At 58.6% G+C, this 20936-nt stretch carries 18 protein-coding genes; 6 read left to right on the plus strand and 12 right to left on the minus strand.

The features are described from left to right. Positions 1-82 precede the first annotated feature (82 nt). A complete protein-coding gene (locus tag CU103_RS13260) occupies positions 83-1687 on the plus strand; it encodes an inorganic phosphate transporter (RefSeq protein ID WP_106664411.1) in 1605 nt (534 codons plus the stop codon). 45 nt (positions 1688-1732) lie between these two features. Here the strand turns inward: CU103_RS13260 and CU103_RS13265 are convergent, their stop codons facing one another. From CU103_RS13265 to CU103_RS13285, 5 genes are all read right to left on the minus strand, one after another. Next, on the minus strand, positions 1733-2134 hold the full coding sequence (locus CU103_RS13265) for a type II toxin-antitoxin system VapC family toxin (protein WP_106664412.1): 402 nt from the start codon (positions 2132-2134) through the stop codon (positions 1733-1735). Next, complete coding sequence (locus CU103_RS13270) at positions 2131-2364, minus strand: type II toxin-antitoxin system Phd/YefM family antitoxin (protein WP_100000049.1); 234 nt, start codon at positions 2362-2364, stop codon at positions 2131-2133. The genes CU103_RS13265 and CU103_RS13270 overlap by 4 nt, the downstream gene beginning before the upstream one ends. Positions 2365-2443: 79 nt before the next feature. Then, positions 2444-3286, minus strand: coding sequence for an oxidoreductase (locus CU103_RS13275; RefSeq protein WP_106664413.1), 843 nt, complete (start codon positions 3284-3286; stop codon positions 2444-2446). Between the two features lie 127 nt (positions 3287-3413). Then, positions 3414-4163 (minus strand): SDR family oxidoreductase, encoded by a 750-nt coding sequence (locus CU103_RS13280; protein ID WP_106664414.1) that lies wholly within the window; start codon positions 4161-4163, stop codon positions 3414-3416. 44 nt (positions 4164-4207) lie between these two features. Then, on the minus strand, positions 4208-5683 hold the full coding sequence (locus CU103_RS13285; RefSeq protein WP_106664415.1) for an aldehyde dehydrogenase family protein: 1476 nt from the start codon (positions 5681-5683) through the stop codon (positions 4208-4210). A 156-nt stretch (positions 5684-5839) separates the two neighbouring features. Here CU103_RS13285 and zwf point away from each other — a divergent pair, with 156 nt between their 5' ends. The 3 genes from zwf (at position 5840) to edd (ending at position 9919) form a co-directional block, all read left to right on the plus strand. Next, complete coding sequence (gene zwf / locus CU103_RS13290; RefSeq protein ID WP_106664416.1) at positions 5840-7312, plus strand: glucose-6-phosphate dehydrogenase; 1473 nt, start codon at positions 5840-5842, stop codon at positions 7310-7312. Between the two features lie 17 nt (positions 7313-7329). Continuing rightward, entirely contained in the window at positions 7330-8028 is a 699-nt protein-coding gene (gene pgl, locus CU103_RS13295) for a 6-phosphogluconolactonase (RefSeq protein ID WP_106664596.1), read from the plus strand. 67 nt (positions 8029-8095) lie between these two features. Next, a complete protein-coding gene (gene edd, locus CU103_RS13300) occupies positions 8096-9919 on the plus strand; it encodes a phosphogluconate dehydratase (protein ID WP_106664417.1) in 1824 nt (607 codons plus the stop codon). Positions 9920-10177: 258 nt separating this feature from the next. Here the strand turns inward: edd and CU103_RS13305 are convergent, their stop codons facing one another. From CU103_RS13305 to folD, 3 genes are all read right to left on the minus strand, one after another. Then, positions 10178-10576: a hypothetical protein gene (locus CU103_RS13305; RefSeq protein ID WP_106664418.1), complete on the minus strand. Its 399-nt coding sequence runs from the start codon at positions 10574-10576 to the stop codon at positions 10178-10180. A gap of 296 nt (positions 10577-10872) precedes the next feature. Next, positions 10873-11835, minus strand: coding sequence for a GlxA family transcriptional regulator (locus tag CU103_RS13310; RefSeq protein ID WP_106664419.1), 963 nt, complete (start codon positions 11833-11835; stop codon positions 10873-10875). Positions 11836-11859: 24 nt separating this feature from the next. Next, a complete protein-coding gene (folD, locus tag CU103_RS13315) occupies positions 11860-12759 on the minus strand; it encodes a bifunctional methylenetetrahydrofolate dehydrogenase/methenyltetrahydrofolate cyclohydrolase FolD (RefSeq protein WP_106664597.1) in 900 nt (299 codons plus the stop codon). A 215-nt stretch (positions 12760-12974) separates the two neighbouring features. Between folD and CU103_RS13320 the strand changes: the two genes are divergently transcribed. Further along, positions 12975-14228, plus strand: coding sequence for a sarcosine oxidase subunit beta family protein (locus CU103_RS13320; RefSeq protein ID WP_162707221.1), 1254 nt, complete (start codon positions 12975-12977; stop codon positions 14226-14228). Positions 14229-14257: 29 nt separating this feature from the next. On the opposite strand, the gene CU103_RS13325 is transcribed toward CU103_RS13320, so the two are convergent. Beyond that, the gene (locus CU103_RS13325; protein ID WP_106664421.1) at positions 14258-16492 is read right to left on the minus strand and encodes a GumC family protein; all 2235 of its coding nucleotides are present in this window, start codon (positions 16490-16492) and stop codon (positions 14258-14260) included. A gap of 275 nt (positions 16493-16767) precedes the next feature. On the opposite strand from CU103_RS13325, the gene CU103_RS13330 reads away from it, so the two are divergent. Next, complete coding sequence (locus CU103_RS13330; protein ID WP_106664422.1) at positions 16768-18021, plus strand: lipopolysaccharide biosynthesis protein; 1254 nt, start codon at positions 16768-16770, stop codon at positions 18019-18021. Between the two features lie 45 nt (positions 18022-18066). Here CU103_RS13330 and CU103_RS13335 read toward each other — a convergent pair whose 3' ends face one another. From CU103_RS13335 to CU103_RS13345, 3 genes are read right to left on the minus strand one after another with little or no spacing between them, the layout of a single operon-like run. Further along, complete coding sequence (locus CU103_RS13335; protein WP_106664423.1) at positions 18067-18927, minus strand: DUF6492 family protein; 861 nt, start codon at positions 18925-18927, stop codon at positions 18067-18069. Then, positions 18927-19703, minus strand: a complete 777-nt coding sequence (locus CU103_RS13340; protein ID WP_106664424.1) for a WecB/TagA/CpsF family glycosyltransferase — start codon at positions 19701-19703, stop codon at positions 18927-18929. The genes CU103_RS13335 and CU103_RS13340 overlap by 1 nt, the downstream gene beginning before the upstream one ends. Continuing rightward, positions 19700-20893 carry a glycosyltransferase gene (locus CU103_RS13345; protein ID WP_106664425.1) on the minus strand — a complete coding sequence of 398 codons (1194 nt, stop codon included), beginning with the start codon at positions 20891-20893 and terminating at the stop codon, positions 19700-19702. Before CU103_RS13345 ends, CU103_RS13340 begins: the two co-directional genes overlap by 4 nt. Between the last annotated feature and the right edge of the window lie 43 nt (positions 20894-20936).

The raw sequence follows: 20936 nt of genomic DNA on the forward strand, positions 1-20936 counted from the left end.
AAGGTATCCCGCGTTGTCATCAAGGGTTCACGCCGCGGTCATAGCCTTTGTTCAGCATTCATCAACCACCGGGGATCTGGCCATGACGCTAAGCAATGCAACCGATGCCGGCCTGCTGAAAAGTGAACATCCGCTTGAGAAGCCAAAAAGCCTGGGCAACCTGCCCAACTACGCCGTAATCGCAATCCTGATTGCCGGCCTTTTCTATGTGGGCTATTCGCTGACGCAGGATCTGACCAGTGCCGTCGCCGTTCCGTGGATTTTGCTCGGACTGGCACTTGTCACGGCTCTCGGTTTCGAATTCGTCAACGGTTTTCACGATACCGCAAACGCCGTCGCAACGGTGATCTACACCAACTCCATGCCCGCCGAGATCGCTGTCATCTGGTCCGGTTTCTTCAATTTTCTCGGCGTCCTGACCGCGAGCGGCGCGGTTGCCTTCGGCATCATTTCCCTGCTCCCCGTCGAACTCATCATGCAGGTTGGTTCCAGCGCCGGTCTGGCCATGGTGTTTTCGCTGCTGACGGCGGCGATCCTGTGGAACCTCGGCACCTGGTATCTCGGCCTGCCGGCCTCCAGTTCGCACACTCTGATCGGTTCTATCGTCGGTGTCGGCCTTGCCAATCAGTTTCTGGCACCGGCCGGGACGGCCACCAGCGGCGTCGACTGGTCGAAAGCCACCGAAGTTGGCATGTCGCTGCTGATTTCGCCGCTTTTTGGCTTTGGTGCGGCTGCCTTGCTGCTGCTGGCAATGAAGCTCTTCATCAAGAACAAGGCGCTTTATGAGGCGCCGAAGGGAAGTACCCCGCCGCCATTGTGGATTCGCGCGTTGCTGATTTTCACCTGCACAGGTGTGAGTTTTGCACATGGGTCGAACGATGGCCAGAAAGGGATGGGCCTTATCATGCTTATCCTGATCGGTGTTGTACCGACCGCTTTCGCACTAAACCGTACGCCAGACGTCAACTATCTGGACGCATACAAGTCCGCCGCCACGCAGGCCGGCGCTGCGCTGAAGAAGTATGAAAAGCCCGGGGTCGTCGTGACCGATGCAAAGGCCGTGGTCAGCGAGGCGGTTCGCAACAAGACGTGGAGCGATCAGACAACGGTCGCTATCCAGCAGTTCATCACCGAGACCAATGCAAACATTTCGCCCTATGGATCCGCCGCCAATGTACCCGTCGGCATGGTCAGCAATACGCGCAATGACATGTATCTCACGGGTGAGGCGCTGAAACTGATCGACAAGAAAAAACTACTGCCGATGGACGCGGCGGACCTTGCGACGATCAAGACCTATCACCAGGCGATCGACAATGCGACTAAGTTCATCCCGACCTGGGTCAAGGTGGCGGTGGCGCTGGCACTTGGCCTCGGAACAATGGTCGGTTGGAAGCGTATCGTCATCACCGTCGGCGAGAAGATCGGCAAGACGCACCTCACCTATGGTCAGGGGGCTTCGGCCGAGCTGGTGGCCATGGGCACGATCTTCACCGCGGATACACTCGGGCTGCCGGTCAGCACCACGCACATATTGTCATCCGGCGTCGCCGGCTCGATGGTCGCCAATGGTTCCGGACTGCAGATGTCGACGGTACGCAATCTGCTGATGGCATGGGTACTGACTTTGCCAGTCTCGATCGCGCTGTCCTTCACGTTGTTCGTGATTTTGCGGAATCTGATCTAGAAGCATGCCCAGAAACAAATTGGCCGGCTTTCGCCGGCCACTTTTTTACCAGATTCGGGCAACCCAACCTTTGTGATTGGCAAGCGCGTCGAATGTCGTGTCCGCAGAAACTAATGGCAGATCATGATGGATGGCCGTTGCAGCAAGCATCCGGTCGAATGGATCGCGATGTGCCCAGTCCATCACCGCAGCGGCCAGACTTATTTCCGGCGTGAGCGTTGCAACTTGCGCTCCTGCTTCGTCCAGCAAAATTATTAGCCGGTCTAAGAAAGGTTCCATCTCTGGCCATTTGCCAAGGTGGACTTTCTGACCGATTTCGAAAAAGCTGACTGGAGAAACAAAAACCACGTCAGCCTGTTCGATGATGGATGCAGATTTTGTGGACAATCTTGGGTTTCTATTGAGGGTCCATGCCCACGTATGGGTATCGAGAAGAACCGAGTTCACTCGCCGCCTTCCCAAAGTTTAAGTTCCTCCTCGGACATGGGCTCAAAGAAATCAGGACCATCACCGAGCAGCTGCCCTTCCAATATTCCGATCTTGAAACGGCTCTTGGGAATGGGAACGATCTTGACGACCGGATTCTTGCCTTTGGCGATGATGACCTCTTCACCCGCCAAGGCTGCGTCGATCAGTTTCGAAAGATTGGTCTTGGCTGCGTGAACTGTGACCTGCATTATCCTGCTCCATTAGCTAACTTAGCTAATACCATTGATTTCCGATATCTTCCATCAAAAATTCACGCAGCCATGGGCCTTAAGCCTCCGGATAATCCGCCCCTACGGTAACTTTCTCCCAGGCATCGAAATCGCGCTGCAGCTCGCCGATCTTGTTGCGGGCGTTCTGAAGTGCCTGCTTGCCGAGCAACAGACGCAGCGGCGGATCCTTGGCTTCGACCGCCTGGACAATTGCCTTGGCGGCACGGACCGGATCGCCCGGCTGATTGCCGCTTATGTCCCGTATCATCTGGGCGCGCTGACCCGAGGTGGAACGGTAGTCCTCTATCGTCGAAGGGACCTCGTTGGCGGACCGGCCGGCCCAATCCGTGCGGAAGGGACCCGGCTCGACGATAAGCACTTTGAGGCCAAGCGGCGCGACTTCCTTTGACAGGGCTTCCGACAGGGCTTCGACGCTGAACTTGGTTGCCGTGTAGAAGCTGACGGCCGGGTTCGCCACAAGTCCGCCTTGCGAGGAAATGTTGACAATTGTTCCCGAACGCTGCTGGCGCAAGGTGGGCAGGACAGCGCGCGTCATGTTGGCAAGGCCCCAGACATTGATCTCGAACATCTTGCGGACTTCATCCATTTCGCTCTCTTCGAACGAGCCAAAATATCCAATGCCGGCATTGTTGACGAGCACGTCGATGCGTCCGAAGCGTTCCACCGCGGCCTTGACGGCGCTTTCAATGTCTTCGGCCTTCGTCACGTCGAGCTGCAGGATAAGGCCATTGTCTTCATGTCCCTTGGCGAGGTCCTCGATCTGCGCCGTATTGCGGGCGGTAACGACGGTCGGATAACCGAGTTCCAGTGTATGGCGCGCGAGTTCGCGGCCAAAACCGGTTGAACAGCCAGTGATGAACCAGACAGGTTTCGATGTCATGATAGTGTCCTTGAGAGGTGGGAGCGCCACGGGGTCGCACGGGCCAGGACAGCGCTATGGGAAAATCGGGCTACCCGAACAATGTAGCCCGATCCGATCCTGTTTCAAGGGTGAAGCCGCACTTCACTCAAATGCAGCGGCCGCCATCGACCTCAAGCGCAACACCGGTGATAAAATCAGCCTCGCTGGAGGCAAGCCATAGCGCGGCATTGGCGATATCGAGCGGCGTGGAAAGCCGGCCAAGCGGTACGGTTGCCTTGAACTGCGCACGCTTTTCCGGCGTGTCCTCACCCATGAACAGGCCAAGCATCGGCGTTTCACCGGCCACGGGACAGAGGCAATTGACCCGGATGTTCCTCGGGGCAAGTTCGATCGCCATGGACTTGGTAGCGCTGATGGCCCAGCCTTTCGACGCGTTGTACCATGTAAGACCGGGACGCGGACGCAGCCCGGCCGTCGAGGCGGTGGTGATGATGGACCCGCCCCCCTGCATTTCCATGATCGGCACCACGGCGAGCGCCGAATAGTAAATCGCCTTCATGTTGACTCCGGCGATGAGGTCAAAAGTGCTTTCATCGACATCGAGCATCGAGCCGTTGCGGTGGGTGAAGCCGGCATTGTTGACCATGATGTCGATGCGGCCGAATTCATCCATCGCGGTCTGCACCATGGCATCCACTTCCTCCTTGCGCGAGACATCCGCATGAACCGCAATGGCTCCCTTGCCAATATCCCCGGCAACCTTCTGCGCACCCTTCAGATTGAGATCGGCGACAAGAACCCTGGCGCCCTCTTCGGCAAAGCGCTTGGCCATCCCCTCGCCAAAACCTGATGCTGCGCCGGTGATGATTGCTGTCTTGCCTGCCAAACGGGTCATGTTTTCTCCTCATACATGCTGGTGATGGATGTCATGGTTTGCGATCAATCGTGACGGAAGATGATCGTTTTGGTTGCGGACATGTCGTAGAGCGCCTCGAAGCCCTTCTCGCGGCCATGACCGGATTTCTTGAAGCCGCCAAACGGCAATTCGATGCCGCCGCCCGCACCATAGGCGTTGACGAAAACCTGACCGGCCCGAATGCGTTTGGCGACGCGATGCTGTCGCGCACCATCCTTGGTCCACACTCCCGCAACCAGGCCATATTCAGTACTGTTTGCGAGCCGGATCGCATCCTGTTCATCGTTGAAAGCGAACAGCGAAAGCACCGGTCCAAAAACTTCCTCCTGCGCAATGATGGCCGAGGGGTCGACTGCGCCAAAGAGCACCGGCGCAACATAGAAGCCGGCGGCAGGTGCATTGCTATCTATGGAACCGCGCCCGGCCACATCGATTCCTGCCTCCGCCGCTGCCCTGACATAATTCTCCACACGGCGCTTTTGTGCAGGGTTGATCATGGCGCCGAGATCAAGATCGGCATCGTGGGGGCCGGCAACGAGTTTGTTGAACCTTTCCCCGAGCGCTGTGGCGACCTCGTCATAAATGGGGCGTTCGATGAGGATGCGACTGCCCGCCGAGCAGGTCTGGCCGCCATTCTGGATGATTGCATTGACGAGTACGGGCAGCGCTCGTTCGATATCGGTATCGGCGAAGACGATTTGCGGCGACTTGCCGCCGAGTTCCATGGTGACGCCGCGATTGTTGGTGGCCGCTGCCTGCTGGATCGCCGTGCCGGTCGTGGGGGAGCCGGTGAAGGTCACATAATCGATACCGGGGTGCGACGACAGGGCGGCGCCCGCCTCGCGGCCATAGCCGGTGATGACGTTGAGCACACCATCGGGGAAACCGGCGTCGACGGCAAGTTCGCCGATGCGGATCGTGGAGAGCGATGCGTCTTCCGCAGGCTTGACGACCAGCGTATTGCCCATGGCAAGCGCCGCACCCACCACCCGCGCCATGATCTGCATCGGATAATTCCAGGGAATGATGCCCGCAACAACGCCATGCGGTTCGCGTAAAGTCAGGGCCGTATACCCATCGAGAAATGGAATGGTGTCGCCATGAATCTTGTCGCCCGCCCCGCCATAGAATTCATAATAGCGCATGGCCGCCGCCACATCGGCCCGGCCCTGGCGTATCGGCTTGCCGGTATCGCGCGACTCGAGTGCCGCCAATTCATCGCCATGCTGCTCTATCAACCGACCAAGGCGCGTCAGCAGCCGCCCGCGCTCTACCGCAGTCATCCTCGACCACGGGCCATGATCGAAGGCTTCGCGCGCTGCACTGACTGCCCGGTCGACATCCCCGGCACTGCCGGCCGGAATGGTTGCAAACGCCAGACCATCCGACGGACACAAAACAGTGATCGTTTCTTGCGAGAGTGCAGCAACACGCCGGCCATTGATGATGTTCAGGAAATTCTTATCCTGTGCGATAATTCTGGATAGATTTTGTACCATGACTGCTTCCTGTTCGTTGCAATGGTATTGGAAAGGACGTGAATTGGAAATGCATTTTGACGCAGTTCGCGTATCAGGACTGGTCATTTTAAATCGATTAGATTATACAACCCAGCATCTTCGGACGCGCAGTTCAGGCATAGCGAGATTGTTCTCATGACAAGTCAGATTATCCCGGTTGATCCTTTTGATTGTATTGTTTTCGGTGGTACCGGCGACCTCGCCGAGCGCAAGCTGATTCCGGCATTGTACCAGCGTCAGCGCGATGGCCAGCTCTCGGAACCAACACGCATCATCGGCGCATCGCGTTCGGCCATGTCGAATGCTGATTACCGGAAGTTTGCCGAAGCGGCGATCCGGGAACATGTAAAGGCCGACGAAATCGACGAAAAGCAGCTCGACAAGTTTCTGGAGCGTCTTTCCTATGTCGCTGTCGATGCAACGTCTGACAATGGCTGGGAAGAGCTCAAGGCCGAAGTCGGCAACGATACAAAGAAAATCAGGGCATTCTATCTCGCGGTCAACCCTTCGCTGTTCGGCGATATCACCGGCCGCCTGAAGGGCTACAAGCTGGTTCACGATCACACACGCATCATCGTCGAAAAGCCGATCGGCCGCGATCTTGATTCCGCAATCGCCCTCAATGATACAATCGGACACGTCTTCCACGAACAGCAGATTTTCCGCATCGATCACTATCTTGGCAAAGAGACAGTGCAGAACCTGATGGCATTGCGTTTTGCCAATGCGCTCTATGAGCCGTTGTGGAACTCAGCGCATATCGACCATGTGCAGATCACCGTGGCGGAAGCGGTCGGGCTCGAAAACCGTGCCGGCTATTACGATACGGCCGGAGCACTGCGCGATATGGTTCAGAACCATATGCTGCAGCTTCTCTGCCTCGTGGCGATGGAACCGCCGTCATCGATGGATGCCGACGCGGTGCGCGATGAAAAGCTGAAAGTGCTGCGGTCGTTGAGCCCGATCAATTCCAAAAATTACGAGGAGCTTACCGTACGCGGCCAGTATCGAGCAGGTGCCTCGGCGGGAGGCGCGGTCAAGGGCTATCTGGAAGAACTTGGGCACAAGAGCAATACCGAAACCTTTGTTGCGATCAAAGCCGAAATCGCCAATTGGCGCTGGGCCGGCGTGCCGTTCTACCTGCGCACCGGCAAGCGCCTGGCGACACGCGCTTCCGAAATCGTCGTTTCGTTCAAACCCATTCCGCATTCCATCTTCGGCGAAAGCGCCGGCCGGGTCGTGGCCAACCAGCTGGTTATCCGGCTGCAGCCGGACGAAGGCGTCAAGCAGTGGATGATGATCAAGGATCCGGGCCCCGGTGGCATGCGCCTGCGCCACGTACCGCTCGATATGAGCTTCGCCGAATCTTTCCAGGCGCGCAGCCCCGACGCCTATGAACGGCTGATCATGGACGTGGTGCGTGGCAACCAGACATTGTTCATGCGACGCGACGAAGTGGTCGCCGCCTGGACCTGGGTGGATCCGATCCTCAAGGCCTGGGCCGAAAACGATCAGCCACCCTACGGCTACACCGCCGGAACCTGGGGCCCTTCGGCATCGATCGCGCTCATCGAGCGCGACGGCCGCACCTGGCACGAAGCATCATAGAAATTGGTGGCATGGCAATGAAACACGAATTGCACAGTTTCGCAGATGGTGATGCGTTGGCCGAGGCCTTGGCCGCGGCCATCGCCGGACGCCTCGCCGAAGCCTGCAATGCACGCGGTCAGGCTGTCCTCGCCGTGTCAGGGGGCACAACGCCGGCCCGCTTCTTCAAGGCGCTCTCGCACAAGAAGCTGCCCTGGGACCGCATAACGGTGACGCTGGTGGACGAGCGCTTCGTGCCGCCTTCCAGCGACCGCTCGAACCAGAAACTCGTCACCGGCACACTTCTGCAGAATGAAGCGGCCAAGGCGAAATTCGCCGGCCTCTACAATGACGCGCCGGATGCCGAGGAAGGTGCTAAAATAGCGGCTGAGGCAATTGCAAGGCTTGGACAGCCGTTCGATGCGGTCATTCTCGGCATGGGCGGCGACGGACATACTGCATCGTTCTTCCCCGGCGGCGACCGCCTCATCGATGCGATTTCGCCGGAGCAGCCGGCGCTTGTCCTGCCGATGCATGCCGGGGGCGCTGGCGAGCCACGACTGACGCTGACGCTGCCGGTAATCGTCAAGGCGCGGTTCGTCGCGCTGCATATTGAAGGCGCTGCCAAGAAAGCTGTTCTCGAGGAAGCGCTCGGCGACGGCGAGACGGCGGATATGCCGATCCGCGCGGTGCTGCGGCATGAGCCGATCGCGCTTGAAATTTTCTGGGCGCCCTGAAGCCTGGAGTGTGTGATCCATCCGGACAGCTCCCAACGTCCGGATAGACGCCTAGAGGAGATGTAAGATGACCGTCCTGCAACGGGTGAAAAGCATTACCCATCGCATCTGCGAACAGTCGAAGCCGACGCGCGATGTCTATCTCGACCATCTGCGCGAGGCGGCATCGCGCAAGCCCAAACGCTCGGCGCTAGCCTGCGCCAATCTCGCCCATGGATTTGCCGCCTGCAGCCCTTCCGACAAGGCGGCGCTGGCCGGCGACGTGGTGCCCAACCTTGGCATCATCACCTCGTATAATGACATGCTGTCGGCACACCAGCCGTTCGAGACCTATCCTCAACTGATCAAGGCAGCCGCCAAGGAAGCTGGCGGCGTAGCGCAGGTTGCGGGCGGTGTGCCAGCCATGTGCGATGGCGTGACCCAAGGGCAGCCGGGCATGGAGCTTTCCCTGTTCTCGCGCGACGTGATCGCCATGGCGACGGCCATCGGCCTGTCACATGACATGTTCGACGCTGCAGTCTATCTCGGTGTCTGCGACAAGATCGTGCCGGGGCTGACCATTGGCGCTTTGACCTTCGGTCACCTGCCGGCTGTATTCATTCCGGCAGGCCCGATGACCACCGGGTTGCCCAATGACGAGAAGGCGAAAACCCGCCAGCTCTATGCGGAAGGCAAGGTCGGCCGCGATGAACTGCTGGAATCCGAGTCCAAATCCTATCACGGCCCGGGCACCTGTACATTTTACGGCACAGCCAACTCCAACCAGATGCTGATGGAAATCATGGGCCTGCATATGCCGGGCTCCTCGTTCATCAACCCGGGCACCCCCTTGCGCGACGCACTGACTCGCGAGGCGGCAAAGCGCGCGCTCGCCATCACCGCACTCGGCAATGAATACACGCCTGTCGGCGAAATGATCGATGAACGGACCATCGTCAATGGCGTTGTCGGCCTGCATGCCACTGGCGGCTCGACCAATCACACCATGCATCTTGTCGCCATGGCGGCCGCTGCAGGCATCAAACTGACCTGGCAGGACATATCCGACCTCTCCGATGTGGTACCGCTGCTGGCCCGCGTCTATCCGAACGGTCTTGCCGATGTGAACCATTTCCATGCGGCGGGCGGCATGGGCTACATCATCCGGGAGCTACTTGATGCCGGCCTGTTGCATGAAGACGTGAAGACCGTATGGGGTGGAACTGAGGGTCTGCGCGCCTATACGATCGAACCGAAACTCGGCGAGAACGGGACCGTGGTGCGCGAACCGGTCGCTGCGGAAAGTGCCGACAAGAAGGTGCTTTCAACCTGCAAGCAGCCGTTCCAGGTTACCGGCGGCCTGAAAATGCTGAAAGGCAATCTCGGTACGGCGGTGATCAAGACATCGGCGGTCAAGGCGGACCGGCATATCATAGAAGCGCCGGCCATCGTCTTCGACAGCCAGGCGGCGCTGCAGGATGCATTCAAGGCGGGTAAGCTCAATCGGGACTTTGTCGCGGTGGTGCGCTTTCAGGGACCCCGCGCCAATGGCATGCCCGAACTGCACAAGCTGACCCCTGCGCTCGGCGTGCTGCAGGACCGCGGTCACATGGTGGCACTGGTCACGGACGGGCGCATGTCAGGCGCCTCCGGCAAGGTTCCGGCAGCGATCCACGTGACACCGGAAGCGCTCGATGGCGGCATCATCGGCAAGATCCGTGACGGCGATGTCGTCAGGCTCGATGCCGAGATCGGTACGCTCGACGTGCTGGAGGATCCTGAGGTTCTCGCAGCCCGCCCGACGCCGGAAGTGGATATCAGCCACAACAGCTATGGGATGGGGCGCGAACTTTTCGCGGCGTTCCGCAACGTGGTCGGCAAAGCCGAGAACGGGGCATCGGTTTTCGGGTGATGGATTAGAGCGGTTTGCCCTCATATGGGATCATTCCGCCGGAGAGAGTTCGCGGACAATATCGAGGGATTTGGCGAGGCCAATGCCTTTCCATCGGTGCCGCGCCGGCAAACCGGCGCGGTGCTGGTTCTAGGCGGAAGGACGTGACGATCAGGACTTACCCCGGATCACACGATCTGGATGGAACCGGCATGTGACGAAACGCAGGCCCTGAACGTGTCCACAGTGTACCCTTCCAGCTTTGTGCAGCCATTCCAATTATTGAGAACAACACCGCTTCCGTCCGAGGCCTGCAACACACCGTTCAACACATCCTGTGCGCTGCCATAAAAGGTTGCGGCTGAACTTCAGCACGTCATTGCCATTGACGAAATCGGTGATCGTGTCATCGCGGAAACCCCAGACATTTATCGTATCAAACATCCCAAAGGTCCCATGGGATAGCCAGCCAAACTCGTAATACGCGCCCGGCGAACCGGGCTGCGACCATCCACTGGGCGTATCTGTGCTGATGCCGGGAAACAACACATTCGCGAGCCCCCTTATCCAGCCGGGGACATCAAGCAGATTCAGTTTCAGTGCAAGATTGACGTTCTGATACTGCGCATCTCCTCCTCGAAAATAACATTTGTCAAAATCAGGGCAACGACCAGCCATTGCCGGTTTGCAAAACGCAAACCGGCTCGTTCATCTGCGAATGGAAATTACGCGAACAGAAAAGCGCTCAGGCGTTAATGGACGTCCCCACTCCTCCGGCTTCCCTCACAGCTCCTCCAAGCCAAACGTGAGTTCGAAAGCCGACAAACAATGCACATTGCCCAATATCTTGGCAAGACATTGAATCTATTAGTATTTTTACCCGTTTTAGTTGAAAAAAATTGTATTGAGTTGCGTTTTGCGCAGATCGTGAGCAAAAAAACTGACGAAAAAATGCGCGGCTGGTCTTGGGCCTTTTAGTAGGTTGTGCGCCGCTCGTCCGAGGGAGAACGCCCGAACTGCGCCCGGTAACTTTGGGCGAAATAGGAATGCGACGTGAAGCCCGTTGCCAATGCGACATCGAGAATGGGGGAATGGGTCTGACGCAAAAGTTCGCGCGCGCGCTCCAGCCGCAGGCTCATGTAGTAACGGCCCGGTGTCATGTTGAGATGGCGCAGGAACAGACGCTCCACCTGCCGGACCGACAAGCCAACCGCCTTGGCGAGCCGCACCGCCGATTTCGGTTGTTCCAGATTGTCGGCCATGAGCTCGACGATCTTGCGCAGCTTTTCCGACTTGCCGGTAAGGTCGCGCTCCGGCCCGATGCGCTGGCGGTCGGTCTGCGAGCGGATGCGCTCATGGTGAAACTGGTTCGCCACTTCATTGGCGAGTGCGGGGCTGAAATCCTGCTTTATGATTTCGAGCATCAGGTCGATCGACGTCGTGCCGCCAGCGCAGGTATAGCGCTTGCGGTCGATCTCGAAGACATTGCCGGTGCAATCGATCTGCGGAAACCGTTCCTGAAATCCGGCGCGGTTTTCCCAGTGGATGGTGCAGCGGTGACCCTCAAGCTGGCCGGCCTCGGCGAGAATGTAGCTGCCGATATTGAGACCGCCAAGCGATGCACCCCGGCGTCCGAGACTGCGCAGGGTCGCGATGACTTTCGGCTTTTCTGCGAATTCGGTCGTCAACCCGGCACATATGAAGAAGATATCAGCCGAAGGAAGGTCTGCCAGCGCGTATTGTACGTTGATCTGCAAACCATTCGAAGCGGTCACTGCTGAGCCGCTGGCAGAAACGGTGATCCAGGAATAGAACGGCTGCTCCGACATGCGATTGGCGGTGCGCATGGTGTCGATAGCCGCCGCGAGGCTGAACATCGGGAATCTGTCGACGAGCAGAAAGGCGAAGGTTCTGGTGGCTTTCAGAGCTTCAGGCATGCGCTTTTCTAACCGGATTCCCCATTAGAAGCGAGGCAGAGTCTTGCCTGCCGAGCGATAGGCAGCAACGAGCGTATTGGCCATGAGCATGGCAATCGTCATTGGCCCGACGCCGCCCGGAACCGGCGTGACGGCCGCGGCGACGGTGGATGCATCGGCAAAATCCACATCGCCGACGAGGCGCGTCTTGCCCTCACCCTTTTCCGGCGCAGGAATGCGATTGATTCCCACATCAATGACAGTTGCGCCAGGTTTTACCCACTCGGCCTTGACCATTTGCGGCCTGCCGACCGCAGCAACCAGAATATCGGCATTGCGGCAGATGCTGGCGAGATCCTTGGTTTTACTGTGCGCGATAGTGACTGTCGCATTGTGTGCAAGCAACAAGTTGAACATCGGCTTGCCGACGATGTTGGAGCGGCCGATGACGACAGCATTGAGGCCGGAGAGATCGCGGCCGAGAATGCGTTCGATCAGAAGCATCGAGCCAGCCGGCGTGCAGGGCACGAATGCAGTTTCGATCTCACCCGTACCGAGCTTGCCAACATTGATGAAATGGAAGCCGTCGACATCCTTGTCCGGCGAGATCGTCTGGATGATGCGGCCTGAATCGATGTGTTTCGGCAAGGGCAACTGCACAAGAATGCCGTGGATCAGCGGATCGGCATTGAGCTTTTCAACGAGCGCGACCAGTTCGTTCTCGGAAGTCTCTTCCGACAAAGTATATTGGACGGAGTGAAAGCCGCATTCACGCGCCTTCCTGCCCTTTGACGCAACATAGACCTGACTGGCAGGGTCTTCGCCGACGATCACGACCGCAATGCCGGGAGTGATGCCGCTGGTTTCAATCAGGTCAGCGGCGGATGCCTTGACCTTCGAGACCACGTCCTCGGCAATCTCCTTGCCATTGATCGTCACTGCCATGTGCTGCTCCTGAAAATCAACCCTTGGGGGATCAATCAACATACTGTTGATTTTGCGGCCGAATAATACCGTCAAAACGGCGTTCACTGACGCAATAGCGAAAGCGGTACTCAAGGGCAATGCGATGATGTGCCTCAACGATCGATCTTAGGGGCTTGGCGAAGGCAAAAAAGCCAAGCATGATCGATAAACTTCATCCGAATCCGGAATCTCTCATGCGTTATTCAGCTTTCAACCTTCTTAAGAACGCCCTCAACGGCAACAAGGACTGGAAGCCCGCCTGGCGCAAACCCGAACCGAAACCATCCTATGATGTGGTGATCATAGGCGGCGGCCACGGCCTTGCCACTGCCTACTACCTCGCCAAGGAACATGGCATCCGCAATATAGCGGTGGTGGAAAAAGGCTGGCTCGGCTCCGGCAATATCGGCCGCAATACAACGGCGATCCGCTCGAACTATCTGCTGACCGAGAACCAGCACTTCTACGAAGCCTCGATGAAAATGTGGGAGACCTTGTCCCACGATCTCAACTATAATGTGATGTTCTCGCAGCGCGGCGTGGTCAATCTCGCTCACACCCTGCCCCAACTGGACGTCTATGCGCGGCGTGGCAACCAGATGCGATTGAATGGCATCGACTGCGAGCTTATGAATCCGCAACAAATCAAGAAACTGATCCCCGGACTCGATATCAGCGATTCGGCACGCTTTCCCATTCTCGGGGGCCTGATGCAGCGCAGTGCCGGTACCGCGCGGCACGATGCCGTCGTCTGGGGTTATGCCCGCGCCGCCGACCAGCGCGGCGTCGACATCATCGAGAATTGCGAAGTGACCAGCTTTTTGAAAGATGGCGATACTGTTACCGGAGTCATGACGACGCGCGGTCCAATAAAAGCGAAGAAGGTCGCGTGTGCTGTTGCAGGCCACACCAGCGAACTCATGCGCCGCGCGGGTATTGATCGCCTTCCGCTCGAATCGCATGTACTGCAGGCGTTCGTCTCCGAAGCGCTGAAGCCGGTCGTCGATACGGTGGCGACTTTTGGCGGTGGACACCTCTATTTCAGCCAGTCGGACAAGGGCGGCCTGGTCTTTGGCGGCGATATCGACGGCTACAATTCTTATGCCCAGCGCGGCAACCTGCCGGTCGTCGAGGATGTGATGAGCGAATTCGTCGCGCTCATTCCGGCACTGGCACGCGTCAAGCTCCTGCGATCCTGGGGCGGCATCATGGATATGTCGATGGATGGCTCTCCGATCATCACCACCGGCCCATTGCCGGGCATGTATCTGAATACGGGCTGGTGCTATGGCGGATTCAAGGCGACGCCAATTTCAGGCAAATGCTTCGCCTGGACCATCGCCAAGGACGAGCCGCACCCGCTCTCCGCGCCGTTTACGCTGGACCGGTTCTACCGTGGTTATGTGATTGACGACAAGGGGCAAGGCCCAACGCCAAGGTTGCATTAGGTCCACCGCGCGCCGTTATTCTTCCGCGACTAACTGGCTTGCCGGTCAGCGCGAAGCCGCAGAACTTCGCGGATTTCGGCAATATCGGCCAGCATTTCCTCGATATTGGAATTGTCGTGATGCCGCGGCGTGAGCAAATCGGCATGAGCATACAAGAACTCGGCAACCGCGATCTGGTCGGCGACCGCTTGCGCTGCCACGCCGGCTTCAATCACGCCCAAGTCGGTCTCGTCCGAGAGAATGGCCCGAGTCTGCGCGCGTCTGATGGCAGCGCCGAGACGAGATTCCGACGATGCGGCCGGTGCAGGCTCTCCGCCTTCGGCATGCCCGGTGCGCTTGCCGCCGGAGGGTGGTGCCGGATCGACGGGGGCATCGTCTTCGGGATCAACGGGACGGTTGCCGGCGCGAAAGCTCTCGATCATGCCCAGCAGCACGGCGATGCCGAGACCCGTGAAGAGACCGCCCAGCAACCCGGCTATCGCCACGAGCTTGCGCGAGCCGCCAGTGCTTTCAAGTGCGGGACGCGCCGGCGAGATCACCCGTATGTTCGTGGTGTTCATGCCCTCGAGTTCGCCGGTCTCCTTGGCGCGCAGCAGGAACGCTTCATAGACTTCGCGCTTGGCGGTGACTTCCCGTTCGAGTTCGCGCAGCTGGACCATATCCTCGTTGGTGCTGGCCGTACGCGCCTTCAATTGTGCCAACCGCGCGGCCAGATCCTGCTCCTGCTGCACCGAGCGCTTGAGCTCGACCTGCACCGAAGAGGCAATCCGGTTGAGTTCATTGCGGATTTCGTTGCGGATGCCGTCGACTTGCGACTGCGCCTGGATGAGCTGCGGATGGCGCGGCCCCAGTTTTGTGGCAAGACCGTCGGCTTGCTGTTTCAACGCGCCATATTGCGAGCGCAGCGCGACGATGACGCCTGAACGGAATTCCTCCGGTAGCGTATTGCCACCGCCAAGAACGCCTTCAACCGAGGCGCTGCGAATGGAGGCAGCCTGTGCATTGAGCCGGATCGTCTGGTTGCGTGCTGTCGTGAGCTCATCGTTGGTGCGGGAAATCTCATCGTCGCTGATCAGACGCCCTTGCACATCGACAAGATCATTGTCTGCCTTGTATTTCTGCACGGCATTTTCAGCCTCTTCGACGCCGGTGCGCAGATCGTTGAGGCGCGCGGTCAGGGATTCTGTTGCCTGGCGGGCGGTATCTGATTGAATATTGCCCTGCTCCTCGCGGAACACGTCGGATACCGTATTGGCGATGACGGCCGCTTTTTCCGGGTCGCGCGATTTGACGGTGATATTGAAGATGAAATTCTTGGTGCTGCGCTCGACCTCGAGATGATCATAGAGGTTGCGCAGGAGCAAGGTCTCCCGCGTCGTCGCGTCCGGGGTGCTGTCGGTTGAGAACAGGTCCCGTACAGAGGCGAGGATGCCTCTGTCGCTCAGATCACCGTTGAATTCCGGATCTTTGGCCAGACCTGTACGGTCGATCACCTTGGTCAGGACACTGCTCGACTGGATTACACGCAGCTGGCTTTCAGCAATGGCCAGAGAGGCGTCGACAGGAAGCTGGCTCGACGATATTTCCTTGTCTACGATCTTGAGGTCGCGCGGATCGACCAGCACCTCGACCGTCGATGCATAGAGCTTGGGCAACGTCATGGCATAGCCGGCGCCAAGCAGCGTGCCGAGGATCGTGGTTGCAACGATAAGCGACTTGGAACGGCCAACGCGATTGAGGACAACGCGCGGGTCGACAAGCGGCTTCCATTCGTCGCTTTGCACTTCGATCTGCCGTATTTCTGTCCGGCGGGGCTGCGGCCGGTCAACCGGCATTGGCGCGACAGGTTCGGGCGCGACAGGTTGGGCAATGGCCGGTATCTCCGCCGGTGTTGGGGCCGGTTCATCCGGCAATGGCGGAGGCGTTTGGCGCAGCGGTATGACATGTTCATCGGCATCAACGCGCCGGTTGAGTTCCGCCTTGATTGCCGCCATGTCCGCACGCATGCGGTCAATCGCTTCCTGCTCGGCTTCTTCGGGCGTCAGACCTTCAGAAAAAGCCGTCAGCGCAGGCTGGATTTCGCTGCCAGCAGCGAGACGCAAGGCGCGCATGCGATGATAATGGTCGAGACTGTCTTCGTTACGTACAGGCGTTGTAACGGGTTCGGGGTCGACATGCGTCTCCCCCGCTGGCCCCGGCTGACTGGCAAACGAGAGAAGCGAGCGCCGCGGCCGCTTTGGCATCTCGTTTTCACGATTACTCATCCGTACCTGAACTCCAAAACCGCTGCCTGGCCCGATTCAATAGCGGACCGAACGATCCACGGTTAATTCAACCTAAAGTTCTATGGAAAATAAATGGTTAATTGTCGGCACAGCAAGAACCAAAGCACTTGCGTGTTGAGCACCCTGCATATCACAGCTTGGAGTCGACAACACCAGCCGTTAAGCCTTTTCATATAGAAATCCGCAAAATTGATGTCTGATGCAAAAGGGCGGAACAGTCCAGTACTTCTGGCGTACTCCAACAGGAAAAGAAATTGGTTGCACGCCACTTGAAAGCCAATGCGGGACTTATCCGCGATTACTTCTCGGTGATCAGCGGATCGGCAGGACGGCTTGTCATTTCGCTCGCCTATTTCGTCGCGCTCGCCAATACGCTGTCGATCGCCGAGTTCGGGCTGTTTGCCACCGCATCGGCGACCGGCGTGGTGTTGTCGCGCCTCGTATCCTTCGGCTTTGTCTCGCCGCTTTACCGCATATCCACCGTCAAGCCGCAACTGATCGGCGCCTATACCGGCGGGTTTCTGGCAGCGGTCGTCGTGTCACTGCCGATCTTCATTGTGGCGGCCTATCTGACCCATCTGGCATTCTTTGGCGCCGATCTGGCGCTTGGCACCTATGCCGTCATCGTCGCGGCGGAAGCGCTGTTGTGGCGGTCGCTGGAAGTGGTGGTTATCGTCAATAATGGTCTCAACCGTTTTGGCCGCGCGGCCCTTCTGGTTATCATTGGCACGGCATTGCGCGCTGCCGCCGCCGTCCTCTTTGCCTTCTCGGCAGTGACGACGCTCGCCGCATGGGGCTGGTGGTATGCGGCGGCCAATGGACTGGCGTTGATAATTGCGGTTGTGTTCTTCTATCCAAGGGTACGGCTGCGGCTCGTCCCGCAGCTTTATCGCAGAAGGCTGGCGGATTCCTTTGCGGTCACGGGCGCAGAAGTGCTGTTTTATGTTCAATCGGAGCTCGACAAAGTGCTTGTCCTGGCCGTTGGCGGGCCGCAGACTGCCGGTGTCTACGCAATTATCATGCGCCTCGTCGATCTTACCGCCCTGCCCGTGCGTTCTTTCAACATGATGCTTGTGCAGAAGCTGATGCGAACGCCCGACATGCTCAAATCAATGAAGATTCGTGGCGGCCTTGAGGCGGGCGTCTTTCTGGTGTCGACGCTTGGCCTGGCGGCGCTTGCCGTGTTTCTGTATATATTCCCGCGGGCGCTGGGTGCGAACGTCGCTTCCGTGATTTCACTGTTGCCACTGGTCCTTCTGGTGCCTGGGCTGCGCAATCTCATTGAATATCAGGCGGAGCTGCTCTATGCGCGCGGTCAGTCCGGATTGCGCGCGATCAATCTCGCGCTGCTGGGACTGGCGAAAGCGGGGCTGCTTTCGTGGATTCTCGTGACATTTCTCGACACCCACGACTGGATGATCTGGCTGAACGCGATGTTCGCGGTGCTTTACCTGTTGTCGGCATCCCTGACCTATCGCGCGATCAAAAAGCCCGCGCGCCGGGTCTGAGAATTTAACCAGCTGGCTCATCAGCCAAAAATTCAAAACTTTGGGCTACGCCAGCAGTTTGCGGATGCGCGCCGTATCATCGCCAATGAATGACTGCATGCCTATCGCAACCTGTTCCGGAGTCATGGCTCCTACGAAGGCGACGAATTCTGCATCCGTCGGAGCCGGGGCAAACCAGTAAACCCGGCAAAACTCGGCGCCGTCGTGATAGTGTCCCGCAGCCATCAGGACTTCATCGGCATAGCGGCCGTAGATCATGCATTCGGAAAAGCGCCGCGATCGGCCGATCGCCGCGATCCAGTGGCGGCCGCTCACCTCCTCGATATGCTTGCACATTGTCAGCAAAGTATCACGCCGCCAGGCAATGAGGGTCCCGATATAGTCATGACCGGCAGGGTTGACCGGACAGATGCCCAGCACCTTTCCGGCATGTTCCGACCAGATCCGCTGATCGCCGGGCACGGGTCGCAACAGATCGCCGTCACGCCGGAACAGCCGCAGATCCTTGCCGTGCCAGACCGATGTGCAATCGAATGGCTTGAGAAAAGCGACATCGGAATCGACGTAGAAGAACGCGTCTTCCTCCGCATGTGCTGCGATGGCGATGCGCCGGAATTGCTGCACATGCCAGCCGCGCAAAGGCAGGGTTCGCGGCGAGATCCAGACACGGCGGCGGCCAAAATTGCTGGGATCGGGAAAGGACTTGATCCAGCCTGGCAAGAGATCGTTCTCATCGATCACGACGCGGTGCGGGCCCTCAAGTTGCCGGAACAGCGCCACGTCACGATGCTCGACAAGGATGTAGTGGTTGGTGAACCCCGTGACAAAACGGTCGATCGTCTCGCAGAGCAGCCTGCAACGCTCGAAATCCGGCGCATAACTCGCCGTGACAAGTGCCGTTCTCATTATGCGCCCCTGCTGCCCTTTAGCTTTGCCCGCATGACGCGTAGCAGAAAAAGCGGATTGCCGACAATATAGCGGCGCCAGAGGCGTGCCGGTTCCTGCGCGAGGCGATAGAGCCATTCAAGGCGGAGCTTCTGTACAAGGCGCGGTGCGCGCGGCACGGCACCGGCTCTGAAATCGAACAACGCCCCGACACCGAAGGCCAGCAGGCAATGTTCGGCCGTAAGGTGCTTCGCCATGAACATTTCCTGTCTGGGAACGCCCATGGCCACAAGAAGGATATGGGGGTGAAAATTCTTCAGGATCTCCAGAATGCGCGGCTCGTCTGCCGTCCTGAAAAACCCGTCGCTTATGACGCGGAACTCATGCTGTGGCGCCAACTGTCTGAAACTTGACGCCGCCTTTTCCACAACATCCGGTCGTGCGCCAATCAGGCCGACGCGCAAGGGATTGATCTGCGCCTGCAACAGGGCCGGCGTGAAATCCGTGCCATTGAGATTGGCCGGAAACGGTGCGCCATGCAGCAGCTTTGAAGCGATATCGACACCCACGCCGTCGGGCAAGACCAGAAAACGTGCGAGTGCCTGGCGGAAATCGTCATTTTCGTGCGCGAGATTTGCGTTGTGGGCGTTCAACCAGGTGATGAGAGCGAAACGCTTGCCGGCAATCATGGCGTGCATTGTCTCAATGGCCCCGTCCCATGGCAACGCAACGACCGGTACGCCAAGAATGGCCCGACGCGGCAAATCCGTCTCACCAGACCGGCCATATGCGCTCATGCCGCAACACGTCCACTGGTGAGTTGGGTTTCGAGCCGGCTCAGACCAAGCAGCATCTGCTGGTCGAGCCGTGCAAGCTGAGCGGCACGAAATGCTTCGCCTGAACGGGTCAGGTCCTCACCAGAACGGACCCGTGCGACCATGGCGTTGATCGCTTGCGCAAAGCGGACAGGATCGTCGGCGACGACGCAATTGTCGGGGAGATCAGCGATGCCGCGTATGGAGAGCGCGGTCGCAACACTCGGCAAGCCCATTTCGAATGTTTCGATCGTCTTGAGCTGCACACCGCTTCCGGCGCGACTGATCAATGGAATGACCGCACAACTGCGGACGAAATCAACAGCGTCGGGCACACGCCCGGCGAAATTGACATTCGGCCATGCAGCCTTCAGATCGGCTGGCGTACTGCCGGCGACGGTAATCGCGATATTCTTTTCCAGGTGCGGCGCGACCTCATGCAGGAACCATTCAAGGCCAATGCGGTTGGGCTGCCATGTCCACGTTCCGATCAGGCCAAGATCGCGTTGGATCTTGCGCCCGGTCATCTTCGCCGTGTCGGCGCCGGTTACGAGGGGAAGTGCGGCGGCGCGGCCGGTTCCCGTCAGTCCCAGCGCGTCAATATCTTCGTCGGCAAGGGTGAAGACAAATGACGCCTTGCCGCATAGCCGCCTCTCGAGCTTGGCCAGCAGGTTGGACTCACGGTTGAACAGATATTTCTGGATGGGGCTCGTTGCGGCATCGGCATTTTCCCGTGCGGAACGATGCTCGACATTGTGGGCGATGAAAACTTGAGGCTTGTCGTTGAAACAATCCTCGAAGGCACCCGCCAGCGGCACGCCATTCAGCACATAGGCATCGAAGGGCCCGGCAGAGGCGATGGCCCTGCGCAACCTTTCCCTCGAGATGATGCGCAGTTTCACCGATGAGACGGTGAGCCCCGCCAGGACGGCCTTGCCCAGCCAGCGCAACTTTTGCGAAAGGTTTGCCGTATCATTGCGCACATCCACTTCGCCAAGGACAATAGTGCTGCCGGGATCGAGAGGCGCGCTGCCCGGCCAGGTAAAGCCAATTACGGTTACACGAGCACCGGCGCGCACCAGACCGTCGATGATAGCCTTGTTGGCGATCTCATAGCCTGTGGTCGGCTTCCCGTCGGGAACCAGGGATGTTACGAACAGCAGATGCGCCATTTGAACCTTGAATTGAGTTTACCACCTGGGCTCGGTACCCTGT

This window comes from Phyllobacterium sophorae, from assembly GCF_003010965.1.
Taxonomy (GTDB): domain Bacteria; phylum Pseudomonadota; class Alphaproteobacteria; order Rhizobiales; family Rhizobiaceae; genus Phyllobacterium; species Phyllobacterium sophorae.

What these genes read in the sequence shown, in the direction of transcription:
- CU103_RS13325 (WP_106664421.1), bottom strand. Translation starts at nt 16,492, where the DNA reads ATGAGTAATCGTGAAAACGAGATGCCAAAGCGGCCGCGGCGCTCGCTT.
- pgl (WP_106664596.1), top strand. Translation starts at nt 7,330, where the DNA reads ATGAAACACGAATTGCACAGTTTCGCAGATGGTGATGCGTTGGCCGAG.
- CU103_RS13285 (WP_106664415.1), bottom strand. Translation starts at nt 5,683, where the DNA reads ATGGTACAAAATCTATCCAGAATTATCGCACAGGATAAGAATTTCCTG.
- CU103_RS13270 (WP_100000049.1), bottom strand. Translation starts at nt 2,364, where the DNA reads ATGCAGGTCACAGTTCACGCAGCCAAGACCAATCTTTCGAAACTGATC.
- CU103_RS13340 (WP_106664424.1), bottom strand. Translation starts at nt 19,703, where the DNA reads ATGAGCGCATATGGCCGGTCTGGTGAGACGGATTTGCCGCGTCGGGCC.
- CU103_RS13260 (WP_106664411.1), top strand. Translation starts at nt 83, where the DNA reads ATGACGCTAAGCAATGCAACCGATGCCGGCCTGCTGAAAAGTGAACAT.
- CU103_RS13275 (WP_106664413.1), bottom strand. Translation starts at nt 3,286, where the DNA reads ATGACATCGAAACCTGTCTGGTTCATCACTGGCTGTTCAACCGGTTTT.
- CU103_RS13280 (WP_106664414.1), bottom strand. Translation starts at nt 4,163, where the DNA reads ATGACCCGTTTGGCAGGCAAGACAGCAATCATCACCGGCGCAGCATCA.
- CU103_RS13310 (WP_106664419.1), bottom strand. Translation starts at nt 11,835, where the DNA reads ATGCCTGAAGCTCTGAAAGCCACCAGAACCTTCGCCTTTCTGCTCGTC.
- CU103_RS13335 (WP_106664423.1), bottom strand. Translation starts at nt 18,927, where the DNA reads ATGAGAACGGCACTTGTCACGGCGAGTTATGCGCCGGATTTCGAGCGT.
- CU103_RS13305 (WP_106664418.1), bottom strand. Translation starts at nt 10,576, where the DNA reads ATGGCTGGTCGTTGCCCTGATTTTGACAAATGTTATTTTCGAGGAGGA.
- CU103_RS13345 (WP_106664425.1), bottom strand. Translation starts at nt 20,893, where the DNA reads ATGGCGCATCTGCTGTTCGTAACATCCCTGGTTCCCGACGGGAAGCCG.
- edd (WP_106664417.1), top strand. Translation starts at nt 8,096, where the DNA reads ATGACCGTCCTGCAACGGGTGAAAAGCATTACCCATCGCATCTGCGAA.
- zwf (WP_106664416.1), top strand. Translation starts at nt 5,840, where the DNA reads ATGACAAGTCAGATTATCCCGGTTGATCCTTTTGATTGTATTGTTTTC.
- folD (WP_106664597.1), bottom strand. Translation starts at nt 12,759, where the DNA reads ATGGCAGTGACGATCAATGGCAAGGAGATTGCCGAGGACGTGGTCTCG.
- CU103_RS13320 (WP_162707221.1), top strand. Translation starts at nt 12,975, where the DNA reads ATGCGTTATTCAGCTTTCAACCTTCTTAAGAACGCCCTCAACGGCAAC.